We start from the raw sequence: 16,536 nt of genomic DNA on the forward strand, positions 1-16,536 counted from the left end.
AAATATGCACTTTAACTCGCCAATAAAAAGCCACCCATCAAACTTTGAGAGGTGGCTTAAGTACATCGACAACCTGAGTATATTGACGGAAATCAGTTGATTTTTGGCAATAAGCTCATCATTTTTTCAGCAATGTGGGTATTGTCTTGATTGCCTTTGAATAGATCTGCAGCAGGACCCATCGCAAAGACTTGGACGTCAACACCTGTATGACCGCTCGTTGTCCAACCGGTGTAACTGCGAGTATCAATGATTTTTTTAAGGGCGACTTCTAATGTACTTTTTCCCTGCATACGAGCATTTGTTAGTTGCTGTAACTCAGTGCTATTGACGTCGAATCCAAGCTGTTGGTTTACACCAGCTTGCCAATCGTCAGCGGCAATAGCGTGCGTGGCAATGCTAGCAGGGCTCGCACTGATGCCTTTTAGCAGCTTGGTGTCCCATTGATATTCGCCGTTCGCGCCAATAGATAAGCCGCCAGTATTATGATCTGCGGTGACCACTAATAACGTATCTGGGTGTTGACGAATATACTGCTCGACCACTTCAATGGCATTGGCGAAACCTTGCATTTCAGCCATCGCGGTGGCGATATCATTGTTGTGTCCAGCCCAGTCTATCAAGCTACCCTCAACCAGTAACACAAATCCTTTTTCATTTTGAGAAAGCAGATCCAATGATTTTTGCGTTAGCTTGCTCAAGGTATTGGCATCAGTATCATCAATCACCCAAGGCAGTTGCACTTCAGCAAAGAGCCCGAGTACTTTAGGCTGAGTAATGCTGTCGAGCTGCGCTAATTCAGTAATGTGTTGATAACCTTTAGCACTGAACTGGCTTAAAAGAGCTTCAGAGAAGTACTTTTGTCCACCGCCTAAGATCACGTCAGCATCAGATTTAAGCATATCCGCCGCGATGGCTTCATAATTTTTACGGCTTTCGTTATGCGCTAAAAAGGCGGCGGGAGTTGCATGGTTCACTTGAGCTGTTACTGCTACGCCGGTAGACATACCGCGCGCTTTAGCCATCTGCATGATGGTGGTTAAGGGGCGTTTATTGATGTCGACAGCAATTGCGCCATTGTAGCTTTTAAAGCCAGTGGCAAGTGCAGTTGCAGATGCCGCTGAGTCGGTGACATAGCCGCTCTCTCTGGCGGGGTAAGTTGACGCCATACCCACAAGTAAGCGATCAAACACAGTCTGCTCAATCTCTTCGGTATCAGGGTTGTCCTGAAAATAACGATAGGCGCTTGTATAAGCAGGGCCCATGCCGTCGCCGACCATAATAATCATGTTTTTAGGGCGCGATGGCGCCTGATGAATATCGATATTCGCGGTCGCATACAGTGGCAAAACGGCAAGGGCACTAAGGACCCAAGTAAAGGTGTTTCTAAAAGTCATACCGAGTCCTTGAACTGATTATTTGTTGATTCTAGCTTCAATCGAATCCATCAACATGCCAGTGATATCGACATCAAAAGCTGCTTCAATCTCTTTAATACAGGTTGGGCTGGTGACATTTATCTCTGTCAACTTATCGCCGATAACGTCGAGCCCCACAAAGATAAGGCCACGCTTTTTGAGTTCAGGGCCAATCGTGCGCGCAATATGCCAATCAGATTCAGATAGGGGCTGTGCGACGCCGCGACCGCCAGCAGCTAAATTTCCACGGGTTTCGCCTTTTTGTGGAATGCGCGCTAATGAGTAAGGCACTGGCTCACCATCTACCACCAAAATGCGTTTGTCACCGGCGGTAATGTCTGGAATGAATGCTTGTACCATTGCATATTGTTGACCTTCGTGGGTCAGGGTTTCGATAATGACACCTAAGTTTGGATCATCCTTTTTAACTCTGAAAATAGAGCTGCCACCCATGCCGTCGAGCGGTTTAAGAATGATGTCGCCTTTCTCTTTATGGAAAGCACGAATGCGCTGCTCATCACGGGTGACGATGGTTTCAGGAGTAAACTCAGAGAACCAAGCGGTAAATAGTTTCTCATTTGCATCGCGTAAACTTTGCGGCTTATTGACGATAAGTACACCTTGCTCTTCAGCGCGCTCAAGCATATAAGTCGCATAAATAAACTCAGTATCAAACGGCGGATCCTTACGCATTAAAATAACGTCGAGATCGGCCAGCGGTGTATCAATTGCATCTTCTAATTGGTAGAAGTCCTGTGGGTCTTCTTTTACCGTGAGTGCACGCATGGTTGCCATTGCTTGACCATTCACCATGGCTAAGTCGTTCATCTCCATGTAAAACAGCTGATAACCACGGGACTGCGCTGCCATTAACATGGCAAAGCTTGAATCTTTCTTGATGTTTATTTCGCTGATGGGATCCATCACGATACCGAGTTTTATCATGGAGCGTGTTCCTTATTCTGTATTCGTTTTTGCTGTTAACATGAAGCCTGACCAGTATTTTTATAGTCAAACGCCATTAAACATAGGCAGTGTTGATTGAGATATTGCGACAGTTAATATTAACCAATATCACCAAATTTTAGCTGTAAGGCACTTATTGTCGTGAGTGCTGCGGTTTCGGTGCGTAACACTCTTGGTCCAAGCAGGACATCGGTAAACTTGTGTGTTTCCGTCATGCTAATTTCAGTTGCAGATAAGCCGCCTTCAGGACCAATAACCAGCCTGACTTTATTGTTGGGCAGGCTTAAACCGTTAACACCATGAGATGCTCTAGGGTGTAGATTCAGTTTCAGCGACCTTGTCTCTTCTGCACACCAGTCGATGAGCTGCATGGCTGGGCGAACCTCTGGGATGACACTTCGACCAGATTGCTCGCATGCGCTAACCACAATCTTTTGCCATTGCTGGATCTTCTTTTCTAAACGTTCGCCGCTCAGCTTCACCCCACAGCGTTCTGAGAATAACGGGGTAATAGTATTCACACCAAGTTCGACCGATTTCTGAATGGTAAAATCCATTCTATCACCGCGAGAAATCACCTGACCTAAATGCAGATGAAGTGGCGATTCACTGTCATTGCTTTCACAAGATAAGACCTTCACAGCGACATTTTTCTTACTGGCGCTAACGATTTCAGCCAAATAATTATGGCCATCACCGTTGAATAAACAGACTTGCTCACCCGCAGCCATTCTAAGTACGCGGCCAACATGCCCAGCAGCTTCTTCGTGAAGTGATACCGTTTGCTCAATTGCCAGTGAAGACGCTTGGTAAATTCTTGGAACTCTCATGGTACGGTTTAGCCTTATTCTGCGATGTTTGTTGCTGAGATTAACTGTTTACAATGAGCTTGCACAAAGTTGTTGTGATTACCTTGTACCTTTGCAATTTCTTGATCTCGCTTGCACTCAATAGTATCAACTGGATAGCTTTTATCCCATGCTTTAAATAACTTTAATTGGCTACGGGATATTTTCAAAGAATATGCGCTTTGCATGTAAAGATAAGTTCGCGCTATTTTGCCCCGGGTGTAGCTCGGTGGCTCGACTTTACGCGCTTTAAAATCAACGCTCATTCTGCATTGACCATATTGCACAGGCTGAGCATTCCACTGACTAAATCGATAGTTACTGCGATCACCGTTAACTTCACCCACTGCTGGCACAAGGTTATGTAGGTCGGATTCCATCTTTTTAAACAGTTTATCGTTCTTGCCGCAGTTTTTTCGTCCACCTTGTTGCCAGCATTGACGTTGATGGCCAAACTCCCAAGCGGGAACAACATGTTCCCACTCTATTCTAGCGGCTCTTTTTTGCTGCTTGCGCACTTGATAACCACAGCGGTTAAAATCAGTTTGCCATTTTTTGCCGTTAATTTTAATGTCACAACCACAATAGAAACTGGTAATGGGTAACGACTCTACATAGAGCTTTTTAGCGAGCCTTTTAGCTTGGCTAAAACTGGTGGGGTGTTTTGCTAAGGCAAAGCTCGGTAGCGGCGCGAGCCATATAAGACTAAGCGCTAGTATGAGCACTTTGAATATCGATATTTTCAAACGTAATCCCTAAAATTAATCCCAGTAACGAAACTGATGCTCGTTTGGGCAGATTGTAAGGGAGCTGTGAATTCGGGGCAATGTTGTTAGTGGCTGATGGGCTTAATTTTTAATGGCATCACGCAGGTTTTGGCCACATTTACGGCAACGGTATTGAGTATCACCACGTAGTACTTTGTTGTGACGGCGAATGCTGAGATTGACGCTGCCGCAACCACACAAGTATTCGAAGGTTTTACCCTCAACAGACTGTGTATTAAAACTGTGTGTAGTGCGAGGTTGGCGACTATAAAGCTTGAGCATTAAATGCTGCCATTGCACCCCGTGAGGTTTTACTCTGCCATAAAGTTGGAAGCTTAGTAGGTGACAGATCTCATGTGGTACAACATCGTCGATAAAAGCTTGTTGGTTATCTTGTAGGAGCTGTGGATTAAAACGTAGCTTATTAAGTTGTAAATGAGCGGTGCCCGCACTTTTTCCGCGCAGTTTAAAGTTGATCTCAGGGCGTGGGAATACCTGCCCTAATGTTGCTTCTGCAACCTGATAACAATGTTCCACTTGGGTGGCGATACACTGTTGCAGTGGATCGGCAAAAGGCACTGCCGGATGGTTGGCAGGTTTTGCGGCTAATATCCGCTTGGACTTAAAAGGGTTAAGCGTTTTGAACATTGAATCGGTAACTCACGGTTGATGAGCTCGCAAAGGGCGAGCCCATCAATGTTACCTGAGTGCATAGTGCCACACCAGAAAAGGTTATAGCGTTGTCGCCGCGGCCTCTACCATGGCGGTGACTTGCTCAACAATATCATGCTCGATTTTAACGTCATAAGCGGCTATGCGAGGGGTGTGAATATGACCGACTGGAATAACACTTTTGAACTGCTTTTGTAGCAATATGGCGCGGTAAGATATCTCATTTGATAGATAACCACCGCCAGAGCCCTCCACTGAGGTTGCACTTTGCAGCTCAGCTAGCGACTTCGCCTGAAACTGGCCTTTTGCTAGAGTGGAAACAGTGTGGTTGTCGTTAACTTTCCATGGGCCAGTAACCGTTTGCATCGCTGCTATAGGTAATGAAAATTCAACAAACTCAGGCCCATTGAGTGTGCCACCATTAAACAGCGGTGCCATAGGGGCTTGTTTGTCTGCGCCTGTCAGTACGTTGAGATTATCGGGAGCTGCTGCGCTGCGATTGAGGCCAGGAAAACGTTCAATATCAAATTCATCGCGGCCCATGCTGACGGTAAAAATCATATCAACACTGTTGTCACGATAAATGGGGGTTAATATGGATTCAATTAATCCTTCGTCAAAGTCGGCAAATCGCACTGGGATCATAACCGTTTCTATTTGGGCTTGTTTGCCATTCACGCTAAAGCGATAGCCATCAAGTGCTAAAGCGACCAGCCCTGACGGATTGCTCTGATCGATATGACGGTCGAGGAAAAAAGGATCGAAGCCTGTGAGCAATATTTTAATCTCGGCATCATCTTTAAACTGAATATCACTTAAGCCACGAGAGGATTTTTCGACAGCCTTGATAAGAATATCTCGTTGCCAAGTTGCCATTTTAAAATCGGGGTCTTGAGTCTTTAATAGGTCACGCATGGCGAGACGGTTCCAATAAAGAGAGCGATCGTCTAAATGACCTGATTGCACATCTCTAACGGCTTGCTGCCATAAGCGTAACCCTTGATGCGCCACCATTTGGGTGATCTTTAGCTCATCAGAGTGTTGGACATATTTTTCAGACAGATTAGTCACGAAAGCTTGATAACGGTTAACCACTTCTGGCATGGCTGCCGTTGCTGCGGGGAGTCGAGCTTCTTCAACATCGACTTTTGCATAGGCGGAAGTTGAGCTTAGACCGATTAATAGCGTAGTCGCCATTAACGCCATGCTAGGTGTTCTCATTGCGATATCCTTTCTTATTATAAGCTGCCTGAGTCACGGGCGAGTTAACGTTAAAAAAACAACATTCAGTGGCTATTAAATTACGGTTTTTAGTATGCCTTAGCGAGAGTTACATTGAAAGCGGTGAGGAAATGATGATTTAAACATCGTTAATATTGCCACTTTTTGGCCACTATTTATCCTGTTATCGCCATAAAGTTCAAGCGTAAAACCGCTATGATAAAAAACATGATGACGCCGCAATGATAATGCTAATGAACGGCCCAAGTAATGACTTAAAACAGGCAAAGGACAGAATAAATGGCTAGGATATTTTTGTTAGGTTTACTGATTGTATTAGCGGCAATAGCGTTAATTGTTGATGCTAATGATGAGATCTCTAACGAAGTATTGTTAGGTTCGGTTGTGGCAGAGCCTGAGTATACTGCTAATTGGGATCCTATATTCAGTGGCAGTGATGTTAACGGCGTATTGGTGTTATTTAACGCTGAAAAACGGCAGTTATTAACCAATAATTTGTTAAGGGCACAAACAGGCTTTATTCCTGCGTCTACCTTCAAAATAGCTAACGGCTTGATCGCGCTAGAATTGGGTGTGGTTACCGATGCCGAGGATCAATACCGTTGGGATAAGCAACCGCGTTCGTTTAATTCATGGAATCAAGACCATAGCTTCTCTAGTGCATTTCAATACTCAGTGGTGCCAATATTTCAGCAGATTGCTCGTGATATCGGTAAGCAGCGAATGTCCAATATGTTAGCTAGCTTAAACTATGGTAATGAATTGATAGGCGGAGGGCTTGATAGGTTTTGGTTAGAGGGCTCGCTTCGAATTAGTGCTATTGAACAAATTCAGTTTCTGCAGCGTTTGCATGGCAATACGTTGCCCTTAAGTGTGCGTTCGCAATCGATAATGAAGCAAGTGATGCTAACAGAATCCGCTGACAGTTATGCCATCTATGCCAAGACAGGTTATGCGAACAATGGCGCAACGGATATTGGCTGGTGGGTGGGTTGGGTAGAGAAAGGTGAAAGCACAGTCTTCTTTGCGCTAAATCTAGATCTTGCCAACATACAACAAGCTCACCTTAGGCAAAAGCTAGTGAAACAGATCCTGCAATTTGAGCAGGTCATCTAAATCAATTTAAACTAAAGCTAGACCATCAAAGATTGTAATGACTCTTGGCTGGTAAAACGTTTATGGAAAAAATCTAGAAAAACGCTGATATTGGTCGCCAGCTGACGACGACTGGAATAGACGCCATACACTTTAAAGGCTTCCATTGGCCACTCTTGTAAAATAGGGACCAGTGAGCCGCTGGCTAATTCGTTTTTACAGACGGAATTGGAGAGCATTGCGATACCAAAGTCATCCATGACTAACTGCTTAACCATCACTGCACTATTAACCCTGACCTTACGCTTAAAGTTGACCATGGTTTTTCTGGCGCCTTTACCCAGTGGCCAAATTGGGGCTGAGCGAGAGGTCCCTAGTAATATGCCACTATGAGCGGCTAACTCTTGCGGGTTAGCTGGAGTACCGTGAATTTTTAAATAGTTAGGGCTTGCCACCAATATGGGTTGGCGTTCAAATAACAGTCTGGCGACTAAATCGGACGATTGTAATGGACCATATTTAATCGCGATATCGTAGCCTTCACCCACTAAACCAATATCGTTATCAGTAAATTGCACGTCAAGCTCTACGTTAGGATAGAGTCGCATAAAACCGCTGCATAATGTCGCAATGAGTTCTTGGCTGAAAGACACAGGAATAGCAACGCGCAACGATCCCGAAACATCATTGTGAGTGTTTTCGACAGTCGCTTTGGCAGCTTCTATTTCATCGCTTATACTGGTGCAATGCTGATAAAAAAGCGCGCCAACTTGAGTTAAGCTCAAATTGCGGGTATCTCGCTGTAAAAGCCGAACCCCTAGCTGCTCTTCAAGCTGGGCAACCTTACGACTAATGGTTGATTTTGGCATGCCTATTTCGCGGGCGGCTTGAGAGAACCCTTTAGCTCTAACTACCGCTGCAAACAGCATCATACCGTTTAAATCTGGCATGTTATCTTCACTGTCTCAAAAATGGAACAAAGCGTCTAGTGCAGTTTAATAGCATTTGACCTGATAACAAAGTTATATTTACGGGCTAAAAATTTCAGAGGCTAAACGCAGAGGATCTTTCGATGACCAGCAAAAATCAGCCCGTTAACATGACTCAAGCCCAAAGTGCAGATCCGCTTTTTCTAAAAGCAGAGCATTTGGCAAAAGACTTTTCTTTGTTTCCTGAGCACAGTAAACAGACATTATCTGAGGAGATAAAAGGCCTTCTCGGTGACGATACCATTCAAGCCAATCTAAAAGATTTGGCTGGATTAGACGTCGATGGTTATGTCACTAAGGTGATCCAACCGACGCAAGATAAAAACCGCCCTGGTGCTAAACGCATGATTGCGGATCTTAAAGGTAAGCTTATTACCGAAACTCACAGCGGCCCTTTTTATAGTGCAGAGATTGAACTGAATTTTGGATCTCGTACTCGCCGTATCGGTTTTATTGCACAAGAGCGTACAACGGCTAACGGCGCGTGGATGCCTGAACATCACTTAGCGTGTTGTAAAGCGATTCGTCATTTTGCCGAATTGTCTATGCCTATTATCTACCTTATTGACACTCCAGGTGCTGATGCAGGTGAAATCGCTAACAGCCAAAACCAAGCTCACTCAATCTCTAAAGCGATTGCGGAGAGTGCCAATGTTGACGTACCTACAGTCGGTATCGTGATTGGTGCTGGTTACTCTGGTGGTGCTATTCCACTGGCTGCTGCAAACATTCTATTGTCACTGCGTGACGGTATCTTCAACACGATTCAGCCACAAGGCCTACAAAGCATTGCGCGCAAGTACAACTTGTCTTGGCAGGAATGTGCAAAATCTGTGGGCGTTTCGCCAGAAGAGCTGTACACATCGGGTTGTATCGACGGTATCGTCGATTTCTCGCCATCAGACAAAGATGAGCGCCAACATAACCTACGCCGTGCGATTATCAGCAGTGTTGAAGCTGTTGAAAAAGCCGCTGTGCAGTTTGTTCGCGAGTCTGATGATTTACGTGAACACTATGACCGCAGTCTAGCGCGCTTTTTAGACCCTTCTAAAAACTTAGCAGCACTAGAGGTCAATGCAGAGCTTGCGGTTGCTGACAACCCAACGATGCACTTAAACCTGTTTGGTAGCACTTACCGTTACCTGCGATACTTAACACTGCGTAGCCGTATCCATTCTATCTCGCAAGAACAGTATGGTCGTCTATCTAAAGTCAGTGTGCCTGAAGGTGACTTGTTAGCGCGTATTCAACAAGAACAGGACAAAGTTTTCCAATCTTGGTTATCTAACCCAGATAAGCTGGTTTATGACGAAGAGTTGAATAAGCTTTGGGGTAACTTCATCGCCAAGCGTGATGATGTATCTACCGAACGTAATATGCTAACGCGTTTGATTTTGGGTGAACCAAAAGAGAACTATAAGAAAGCGCGTAAAGCCCTTATCTTTAACATCAGTTGGTCGCTCTTTCACCGCTGGAAAGGTAATGCTGAAAACAACTTCAAAGGGCTTATTAGCTACCTTGAGACATTACCACCTGAAGTCACTCAAGCAGATTGGCCTGAGCTAAATCAACTAACTGTTCTCGATGTTATTATCCATGATGAGTTGCGCGAAGACTTTATCTGGCAATGCCACAATATTCTGGTATTCAACGCACTGTATGACAACGTTGTGGGTAACTTAGCATCAATCGCGAAAGAAGCGATGATGTCTAAGAGCTTGTCTCGTAGTTCAGTTGATAACTTGCTACATGATTCAATTGATAGAGCATTGTCTACACAAGATGTGGCTAACGATAAGAGCAAGTTCTACAAGTGGCTTAAGTATTTTATGTCGCAATCAAACCGCGCAGAACTGTTGACTCGCACAGAGCAGTGGAAGAGCGTTGGTTTCCCACAATTGAACGACAGTCTGTTTGTTATATTAACTTACTTCTTCGAGCGTTTACTCCCAGAGTATTTCGACAGTGAAGAAGAAAACAATGAATACACTGGCGCCATTAACCCTGTACGTATCGGTCGTCGTAAAGACTTCTGGAACCGTTTGACCATGGGTTACCAAGATCTACTGATCCAAAAAGTACTTCGCGATGAAAAGCGCGCAGGAAAAATGGGTTGGGAGGCGATTGTTGCTAAGTTCTTCACTCAATTTGAAGAGATCAACGGTGATAAAATTTCGGCTAACCTGCTTAATTTCCCTGGTTTCCGTCTCTCTATTGAAGATGCACTCGATAAAGGTATTCGCCCTTGTGGTTTGATTACCGGCCTTGCTGATTTCGAAAGAGATGGCAAGCCAATGCGCGTCGGTGTTGCGGTATCAAACACGGCATTCCAAGCGGGTGCATTCGATATGGCTGCCGCTGAAAAATTCAGCGCGTTATTAATTGAATGTGCTAAGCGTAAGTTACCGGTTATCTGTTTTATCAGCTCTGGCGGTATGCAGACCAAAGAAGGTGCAGCAGCACTATTCTCAATGGCTGTTGTTAACGACCGTATCACTCGCTTTATTCGTGACAATGAGTTGCCAGTATTGATGTTTGGTTATGGTGACTGTACCGGTGGCGCACAGGCAAGTTTCGTGACGCATCCTCTGGTGCAAACTTATTATTTGTCTGGCACCAACATGCCGTTTGCGGGTCAAATGGTTGTGCCTGCATACTTACCTTCGACGGCGACACTGTCTAACTACTTGTCGAAAGTCCCTGGCGCGATGAATGCCCTCGTTGAAAACCCATTCACCACCACGTTGGATGACCAGCTAAGCAGCATCGACCCATTGATGCCGAAGCCGACGGGTAATATTAGCACCATCATTGGTAATGCCCTGTCGACGCTTGTACCTGAAATGTCTGTTGAAGATGAAGAGATTGTTCAGAACGATCCTCGCGCACTCATGAAGCCAATCAATAAAGTATTGATTCATGCTCGTGGTTGTACCGCGGTTAAGCTTATTCGTAAAGCACACGACAACAAGATTGATGTCGTGTTGGTTGCATCAGACCCTGATATGACATCAGTGCCTGCTGACATGTTAAAAGCGAACGACAAGCTAGTTTGTATTGGTGGTAACACCTCTGATGAAAGTTACCTCAATGCTTATTCAGTGTTGAAAGTGGCTGAATACGAAAATGTTGATGCATTGCACCCTGGTATCGGTTTCTTATCAGAAAGCCCGCAGTTTGCAGCCCTTTGTGTTAACAATGGCGTTAACTTTGTCGGCCCGAGTGTTCACAGCATGACGACCATGGGTAACAAGTCGAATGCGATTAAAACTTCGCAAGACCAAAACGTACCTGTCGTTCCTGGTAGCCACGGTATTTTGACCAATGCAGAGCAAGCGGTAAACGTTGCCACTGAAATTGGTTACCCAGTATTGCTTAAAGCAGTACAAGGTGGTGGCGGTAAAGGCATTCAGGTTGTAGAACGTCCTGAAGACATGATTGAATTTTTCCAAAAAACTTCTACCGAAGCCGCTGCGGCCTTTGGTAACGGTGATCTTTACCTAGAGAAATACGTAACTTCACTACGTCACATCGAAGTGCAATTGCTGCGTGACCAGTTTGGTAACACTAAAGTACTTGGCTTACGTGATTGCTCTGTACAGCGTAACAACCAGAAAGTGGTTGAAGAATCAGGTTCAACAATGTTGCCTGAGGAGCTAAAACAGCGAGTACTGGAATATACGCGTTTATTAGGTGATGCAACCGATTATATGGGGGCGGGTACGGTAGAGTTCATCTATAACTTAGACGCAAATGAAGTCTACTTTATGGAGATGAATACCCGTCTGCAAGTAGAGCATCCAGTAACAGAAGCAACATCAGGCATCGATATTGTCAGTGCCGGTTTTGATATTGCAGCAGGGCGCTCTATTGCAGATTTAGAGCCACAAAGCATCGGTTATGCGATGGAAGTGCGTGTCACGGCTGAGAAAGCAGCGCTTGATAGCAATGGCATATTGCAGTTAATACCAAACCCAGGTTTGATTAGCGAATATAAGATGCCAGAGCGTGATGATATTGAAATCATCTCTATCGCGGGTGAAGGTAAAGAAGTATCACCTTACTACGATAGCTTGATTGCACAGATCATCTGTCGTGGTGAAAGCCGTGAAGATGTCATTAACAAGCTTCATGACTACCTTGCAAACGAAGTTGTTATCAAGGGCATTGCGACTAACATTCCATTGTTAACTCGCATCCTTAAAGATGGCACCTTCAATGAAGGCGTTTATGATACCAACTACCTGCCACGCTTTATGGCTGAGCTTGATATTCCTGAGCTTATCGCCGAGATGGAAGCAGCTGCAGAAACCGTCGGTGTTGATACTGAATCACTACGTGTTGGCGAAAGTAATGAACTTAAGGTGATGGCGCAAGGTGCAGGTATCTTCTATACCTCTCCAGCACCTGGTGAAGCAGACTTCGTTAAAGAAGGCGACATAGTTACAGTGGATCAGACTTTAGCGCTTACAGAAGCAATGAAGATGTTCTCGCAACTAACACTCGCAGGCTTTAACCGTAAGAACGCTGTGCTGTACCCTGAAGATAAGCAATACCGTATCGAGCGCATTCTTAATAGTAATGCTCAGCAGGTTTCACAGGGTGAATTACTGTTTGTAGTATCGCCAGTCGCGTAGATATTGAATGTAAATAACGCACTGATCTTAGTGCGTTGTTTTAGCATTTAAAAACAGTTTGAATACCCACCTTTATGTGGGTATTTTTTTACCTTATTTTTACGGATAGTCAGTCGATAGTACTAATAAGCTTGTGTTTAACAAACGATGACAGTAGTTTCAATGATTGAATCATAAGCATAAGGGCTCAATTGATGAGGGGCTGAATGGCTGACCTCATCAGTATTACGATTAATGAATCAAGCTAAGACTGAACAAGCCAAGCTGCAAAAAATGCTTAGCACTCTGGAACAAGAAAATAATCAGCTTAGAGATGATCAGGCTGAGCTTGTTCGACAAAATGCTGTATTGCAAGAAAAGCTAAATGCGGCGTTAGATGGCACAGGTTTGTGTTTATGGGAACAACATATTCCGTCAGGTAACCTCACGATGTTCAATATGGAATGGGGGTCGTTATTGGGGTATACCATCGATGAACTTGCCGCTCATGTCGATAGTTGGAAGGGTAACTTGCACCCAGAAGATCGTGATTGGGTTGTCGCCAACTTTGACGACCATGTTAAAGGCAAGACAGACTCCTACCAAGTGACTCACCGAATGTTACATAAGGATGGCAGCGTTAGTTGGGTGTCAGATCGCGGCCGAATTGTTGAATTTGATGAACATGGTCATCCGATTAGGATTATGGGAACTCATATCGATATCACCCAAGAGAAGCGTTATGAAATGGGTTTGGCTGAACTGGCACACAAAGACCCTCTAACTGGTTTATTGAACCGTAAAGCGTTAATGGAGGCCTTTGAACAGTCAAAATTACAACAGGGTGCAGGTGGCGCGCTACTGTTTATCGATCTGGATGACTTTAAAGCCAATAATGACCACTATGGTCACAAGTTTGGTGACAGCTTGTTGATCCGTATTGCTAATATTTTAACTTCATATCTAGGGCAGACAACCGATATTGCGCGCTTAGGAGGCGATGAGTTTGTGGTGCTATACCCATCAAAAGCCAGTGTACAATTAGAAACAGTGGCGAATGCGATGCTGCAGTTATTTGCACAGCCCTTAAATATCGAAAATCACAGTATTAAGGTTGGCTTGAGTATCGGCATTGCCGTTTTTGGTAAAAACGAGCTGTTTAGCGATGTATATGAACAAGCTGACAAGGCTATGTATCAAGTGAAACGTCAGGGGAAAAACTGTTTTCTATTATGCTCCTAACGTTCCCGTAAAACCTATCGAGTATGTTTTGCAGTCAATGCTAATGCTCCATTGCCCCATTGACTTAATACGGCGCTAACATCACCAATACTGTTCTCAATCACCACAATTTTTTCATTTTTAACTATTTTTACTGGTCCAGTGAATCCTGCGGGGGCATAAGGGATAAGTACCGTAGAATATCTGTCATCCTGCTCAATAAGATAAGCAAATTGTTGGCTACCATCGTTGTTGCAAAGCAATGCTGCTCGAAAGCCGCTATCGTTCTGTCCGTGGGCTTCTGTGGAGCTATTATCACGAAAAATGCCCTTCGCTATTTGTTTTATTGAGCGATAAAGGGTTAAGCGACCTATAGTATTACGCTCAATGCAGGTAAATAGATTAGTCATAAAAGTCGATCTTAAAAAAAGGCCAAAAATAAATGAGGTCAGGCCTAATGCAAGTAGTGCTAACACGAATGGATCAACGTCTGATCTCATGCTCGAATTCGGTAAAAGTTGCACTAAAGGATCTGACAGGCCGATCAAAAGATCAATTAACTCATCTGCCATGAGATATAACAGTAACAAAGGAAAGACCACAAGAAACCCTCCCAAGATACTGGTTTTAAATAAATTAATTAGTTTTGTCATATCTAGCTCCGCAATTTCTTGTTAGACAGAATTTGTCAATGCGGTGATGATAACGAATGTACCGAATCGCTACACGTTACTAGCTATTCGATCTGCCAATGGTTTGCTTTAGTTTGCACTTAACTCCTTGCTTAGTTTTAAAAAAGTTGATGCGGCAGGTGTAAGGGGTAAATTTTTCCGCCAAATAAGTGCTAAATCCCATGTTAGTTGCGGCGAGAGAGTTTTATAAATAAGGTTTTCTGAATTAACTTTCTGGCAGATAGGTTTAGGCAAAATAGCCACGCCCATCTTGGCTTCAACCATGGCGGCAATAAAGTCCCACTGGCCACTTTGAGCGGCAATGTTAAGATCGACATTGGCAGCGCGACTTAATCGATAAATAAGCTTTGTCAGTGAAAAATCATCGTTGTATAAGATGAATGGGTAAGGCGCTAGATCTTGCCAGCTAATACTCTCATTTTTAGCTAGTAAGTGATCTTTTGGCATGCAAGCAAGCAAGGGGTAACCCTTAAGATCTAAGCTGTTAAACTCCTGAGCATGTGTTGTCGGTAATGCGGTAAAGGTCAAATCTAAACTGTCATTTAACAGCGCCTGCTCTGCACCAAAGCCGCCGAGTTCTTGAATACTGAGTTCAATTCCGGGATATTTCTGTCGAAAATTTGCGACTAATTCGATGATCATTTCGCCCATCATTGGGCATACTCCAAGCCTAAGTTGGCCTGTTTGTAATCCATTTAAGTTATTGAGATCTTCCCTAAGTCGGTGCCATTGGCCCACTATTTGTTGCGCTGTGCACACTAAAGCTCTGCCTGCTTCGGTGGCAATCACCTTTTGATTATTTCGGATCAGTAAAGGCTGGCCGAGATTATCTTCAAGGCGTTGGATCATCTTCGTTAAGGTAGGTTGAGTGAGATGAAGCTTCTCTGCTGCCCGAGTATAATTGCCCACTTCGACTAGGGTTAGGAAGCAGTGTAAACTTTTTATTTGGATGTTCATGCTTATTTGGAATCTAGTTGATGGCTATTATTCATTTTACTAATAGTCTGAACCAGATTACTTTGACCTCAAGCACATATCCAACCAATTATCCCAGTTTTGAGAGGTCGTCAACATGAAGTCATACCAAGGTTTATTCGCCCAAGCACTATATTTAGCAGCAATGCCACTTGAGCAAGATTGTGCACAAAAGAAACAAGCTGATACTAATGAGCAGAAATGTTCAGTTGAAGAGCCTAGTAAAGAAACATTGTAAGTGGTTTACGAGTATCGAACGGCTTATTTCCAACCAAATATCCAACAGCTTTCGTCGGTTAGCTCGCGCCAATTAATGTCATATTGAGTGCGGGTTAATACCGCTTCAATTTGGCAGCGTTCCACATCTCCCATTTCATCAAATTCCATTTTAGTGACCATAAAGTGCTTCTGTTTCTGCATAGGCTTTAGTGCGGTCCACTTACTTTGGAGCAGTTTTTTAGGATTTATTTTATTCATAAAAATTAATACGTAAAGCGGCTCATGATCGATCAACACCGAAGTATTATTTATGGCGTTGTTGGTGACGTTGTTGGCGAGATTAGCGGGGAACCTACCGCATTAGATGCGACAGGCTCGATTGCGGAATATATTAGTTCAGTAATTCGTGGTTTTCGGGAAGTTGACGGCTGATCCACAGCACTAATTTGTGTTTCATATTTGGACCATCTTCTTTGTCTTTTGACAAAGCTTGAATCAAGTTGTCTTTTACTAATAATCGGTAAATACATTCCACTTTGTCTTTGGGGGAAATACCTTGACCAAAGTCGGCAAAGCCTCTTTTCTTGGCGTAACCTACTCCGATTTCCATCGCGAGCTTAAGTAGCTGTACATCATGTTTACCAGACTTCATATAAGCGCTTCTTCTTTCGATTGATATAACTCTAACGTTACCTGAATCTAGAGCGAAGGCAAGAGACATTACGCTGAATAAGGCTGTTTAATAAATTGAAATCAGCAGCTATTGTCATTGAACAGAATCATGTTCTGGCTATTTATACTATCGCCTATATACCG

At 44.0% G+C, this 16,536-nt stretch carries 15 protein-coding genes; 4 read left to right on the forward strand and 11 right to left on the reverse strand.

Annotated elements, in window-relative coordinates; all coding sequences use genetic code 11:
* Window positions 1-92 precede the first annotated feature (92 nt).
* The 6 genes from CXF83_RS04520 to CXF83_RS04545 form a co-directional block, all read right to left on the reverse strand.
* Entirely contained in the window at window positions 93-1,397 is a 1,305-nt protein-coding gene (locus CXF83_RS04520) for an alkaline phosphatase (RefSeq protein ID WP_101092406.1), read from the reverse strand.
* Between the two features lie 18 nt (window positions 1,398-1,415).
* Window positions 1,416-2,363 (reverse strand): glutathione synthase, encoded by a 948-nt coding sequence (gshB, locus tag CXF83_RS04525; protein WP_101092404.1) that lies wholly within the window; start codon window positions 2,361-2,363, stop codon window positions 1,416-1,418.
* Between the two features lie 119 nt (window positions 2,364-2,482).
* Entirely contained in the window at window positions 2,483-3,214 is a 732-nt protein-coding gene (gene rsmE, locus CXF83_RS04530) for a 16S rRNA (uracil(1498)-N(3))-methyltransferase (protein ID WP_101092403.1), read from the reverse strand.
* Window positions 3,215-3,228: 14 nt separating this feature from the next.
* Window positions 3,229-3,972: an endonuclease gene (locus CXF83_RS04535; RefSeq protein WP_101092476.1), complete on the reverse strand. Its 744-nt coding sequence runs from the start codon at window positions 3,970-3,972 to the stop codon at window positions 3,229-3,231.
* 108 nt (window positions 3,973-4,080) lie between these two features.
* Complete coding sequence (locus CXF83_RS04540) at window positions 4,081-4,647, reverse strand: SprT family zinc-dependent metalloprotease (RefSeq protein ID WP_101092401.1); 567 nt, start codon at window positions 4,645-4,647, stop codon at window positions 4,081-4,083.
* Window positions 4,648-4,731: 84 nt separating this feature from the next.
* Window positions 4,732-5,892, reverse strand: coding sequence for a hypothetical protein (locus tag CXF83_RS04545; protein ID WP_101092399.1), 1,161 nt, complete (start codon window positions 5,890-5,892; stop codon window positions 4,732-4,734).
* A 300-nt stretch (window positions 5,893-6,192) separates the two neighbouring features.
* Here CXF83_RS04545 and blaOXA point away from each other — a divergent pair, with 300 nt between their 5' ends.
* Window positions 6,193-7,029 carry a class D beta-lactamase gene (gene blaOXA / locus CXF83_RS04550; RefSeq protein ID WP_101092398.1) on the forward strand — a complete coding sequence of 279 codons (837 nt, stop codon included), beginning with the start codon at window positions 6,193-6,195 and terminating at the stop codon, window positions 7,027-7,029.
* Window positions 7,030-7,046: 17 nt separating this feature from the next.
* Here blaOXA and CXF83_RS04555 read toward each other — a convergent pair whose 3' ends face one another.
* Window positions 7,047-7,958, reverse strand: a complete 912-nt coding sequence (locus CXF83_RS04555; RefSeq protein ID WP_101092396.1) for a LysR family transcriptional regulator — start codon at window positions 7,956-7,958, stop codon at window positions 7,047-7,049.
* Between the two features lie 122 nt (window positions 7,959-8,080).
* Between CXF83_RS04555 and CXF83_RS04560 the strand changes: the two genes are divergently transcribed.
* Window positions 8,081-12,634 carry an ATP-binding protein gene (locus tag CXF83_RS04560; RefSeq protein WP_101092394.1) on the forward strand — a complete coding sequence of 1,518 codons (4,554 nt, stop codon included), beginning with the start codon at window positions 8,081-8,083 and terminating at the stop codon, window positions 12,632-12,634.
* Window positions 12,635-12,868: 234 nt separating this feature from the next.
* Window positions 12,869-13,855: a sensor domain-containing diguanylate cyclase gene (locus tag CXF83_RS04565; RefSeq protein WP_232775030.1), complete on the forward strand. Its 987-nt coding sequence runs from the start codon at window positions 12,869-12,871 to the stop codon at window positions 13,853-13,855.
* 14 nt (window positions 13,856-13,869) lie between these two features.
* Here CXF83_RS04565 and CXF83_RS04570 read toward each other — a convergent pair whose 3' ends face one another.
* Entirely contained in the window at window positions 13,870-14,487 is a 618-nt protein-coding gene (locus CXF83_RS04570) for a hypothetical protein (RefSeq protein ID WP_101092392.1), read from the reverse strand.
* Between the two features lie 108 nt (window positions 14,488-14,595).
* Entirely contained in the window at window positions 14,596-15,483 is an 888-nt protein-coding gene (locus tag CXF83_RS04575) for a LysR family transcriptional regulator (protein ID WP_101092390.1), read from the reverse strand.
* 115 nt (window positions 15,484-15,598) lie between these two features.
* Here CXF83_RS04575 and CXF83_RS22470 point away from each other — a divergent pair, with 115 nt between their 5' ends.
* On the forward strand, window positions 15,599-15,739 hold the full coding sequence (locus CXF83_RS22470) for a hypothetical protein (RefSeq protein WP_157822934.1): 141 nt from the start codon (window positions 15,599-15,601) through the stop codon (window positions 15,737-15,739).
* Between the two features lie 23 nt (window positions 15,740-15,762).
* On the opposite strand, the gene CXF83_RS04580 is transcribed toward CXF83_RS22470, so the two are convergent.
* On the reverse strand, window positions 15,763-15,978 hold the full coding sequence (locus CXF83_RS04580) for a TIGR02450 family Trp-rich protein (RefSeq protein WP_101092388.1): 216 nt from the start codon (window positions 15,976-15,978) through the stop codon (window positions 15,763-15,765).
* A gap of 133 nt (window positions 15,979-16,111) precedes the next feature.
* On the reverse strand, window positions 16,112-16,372 hold the full coding sequence (locus CXF83_RS04585; RefSeq protein ID WP_101092386.1) for a DUF5062 family protein: 261 nt from the start codon (window positions 16,370-16,372) through the stop codon (window positions 16,112-16,114).
* Window positions 16,373-16,536 lie beyond the last annotated feature (164 nt).

The sequence above is a fragment of the Shewanella sp. Choline-02u-19 genome (genome assembly GCF_002836205.1).
In the GTDB taxonomy this organism is placed as follows: Bacteria; Pseudomonadota; Gammaproteobacteria; order Enterobacterales; family Shewanellaceae; genus Shewanella.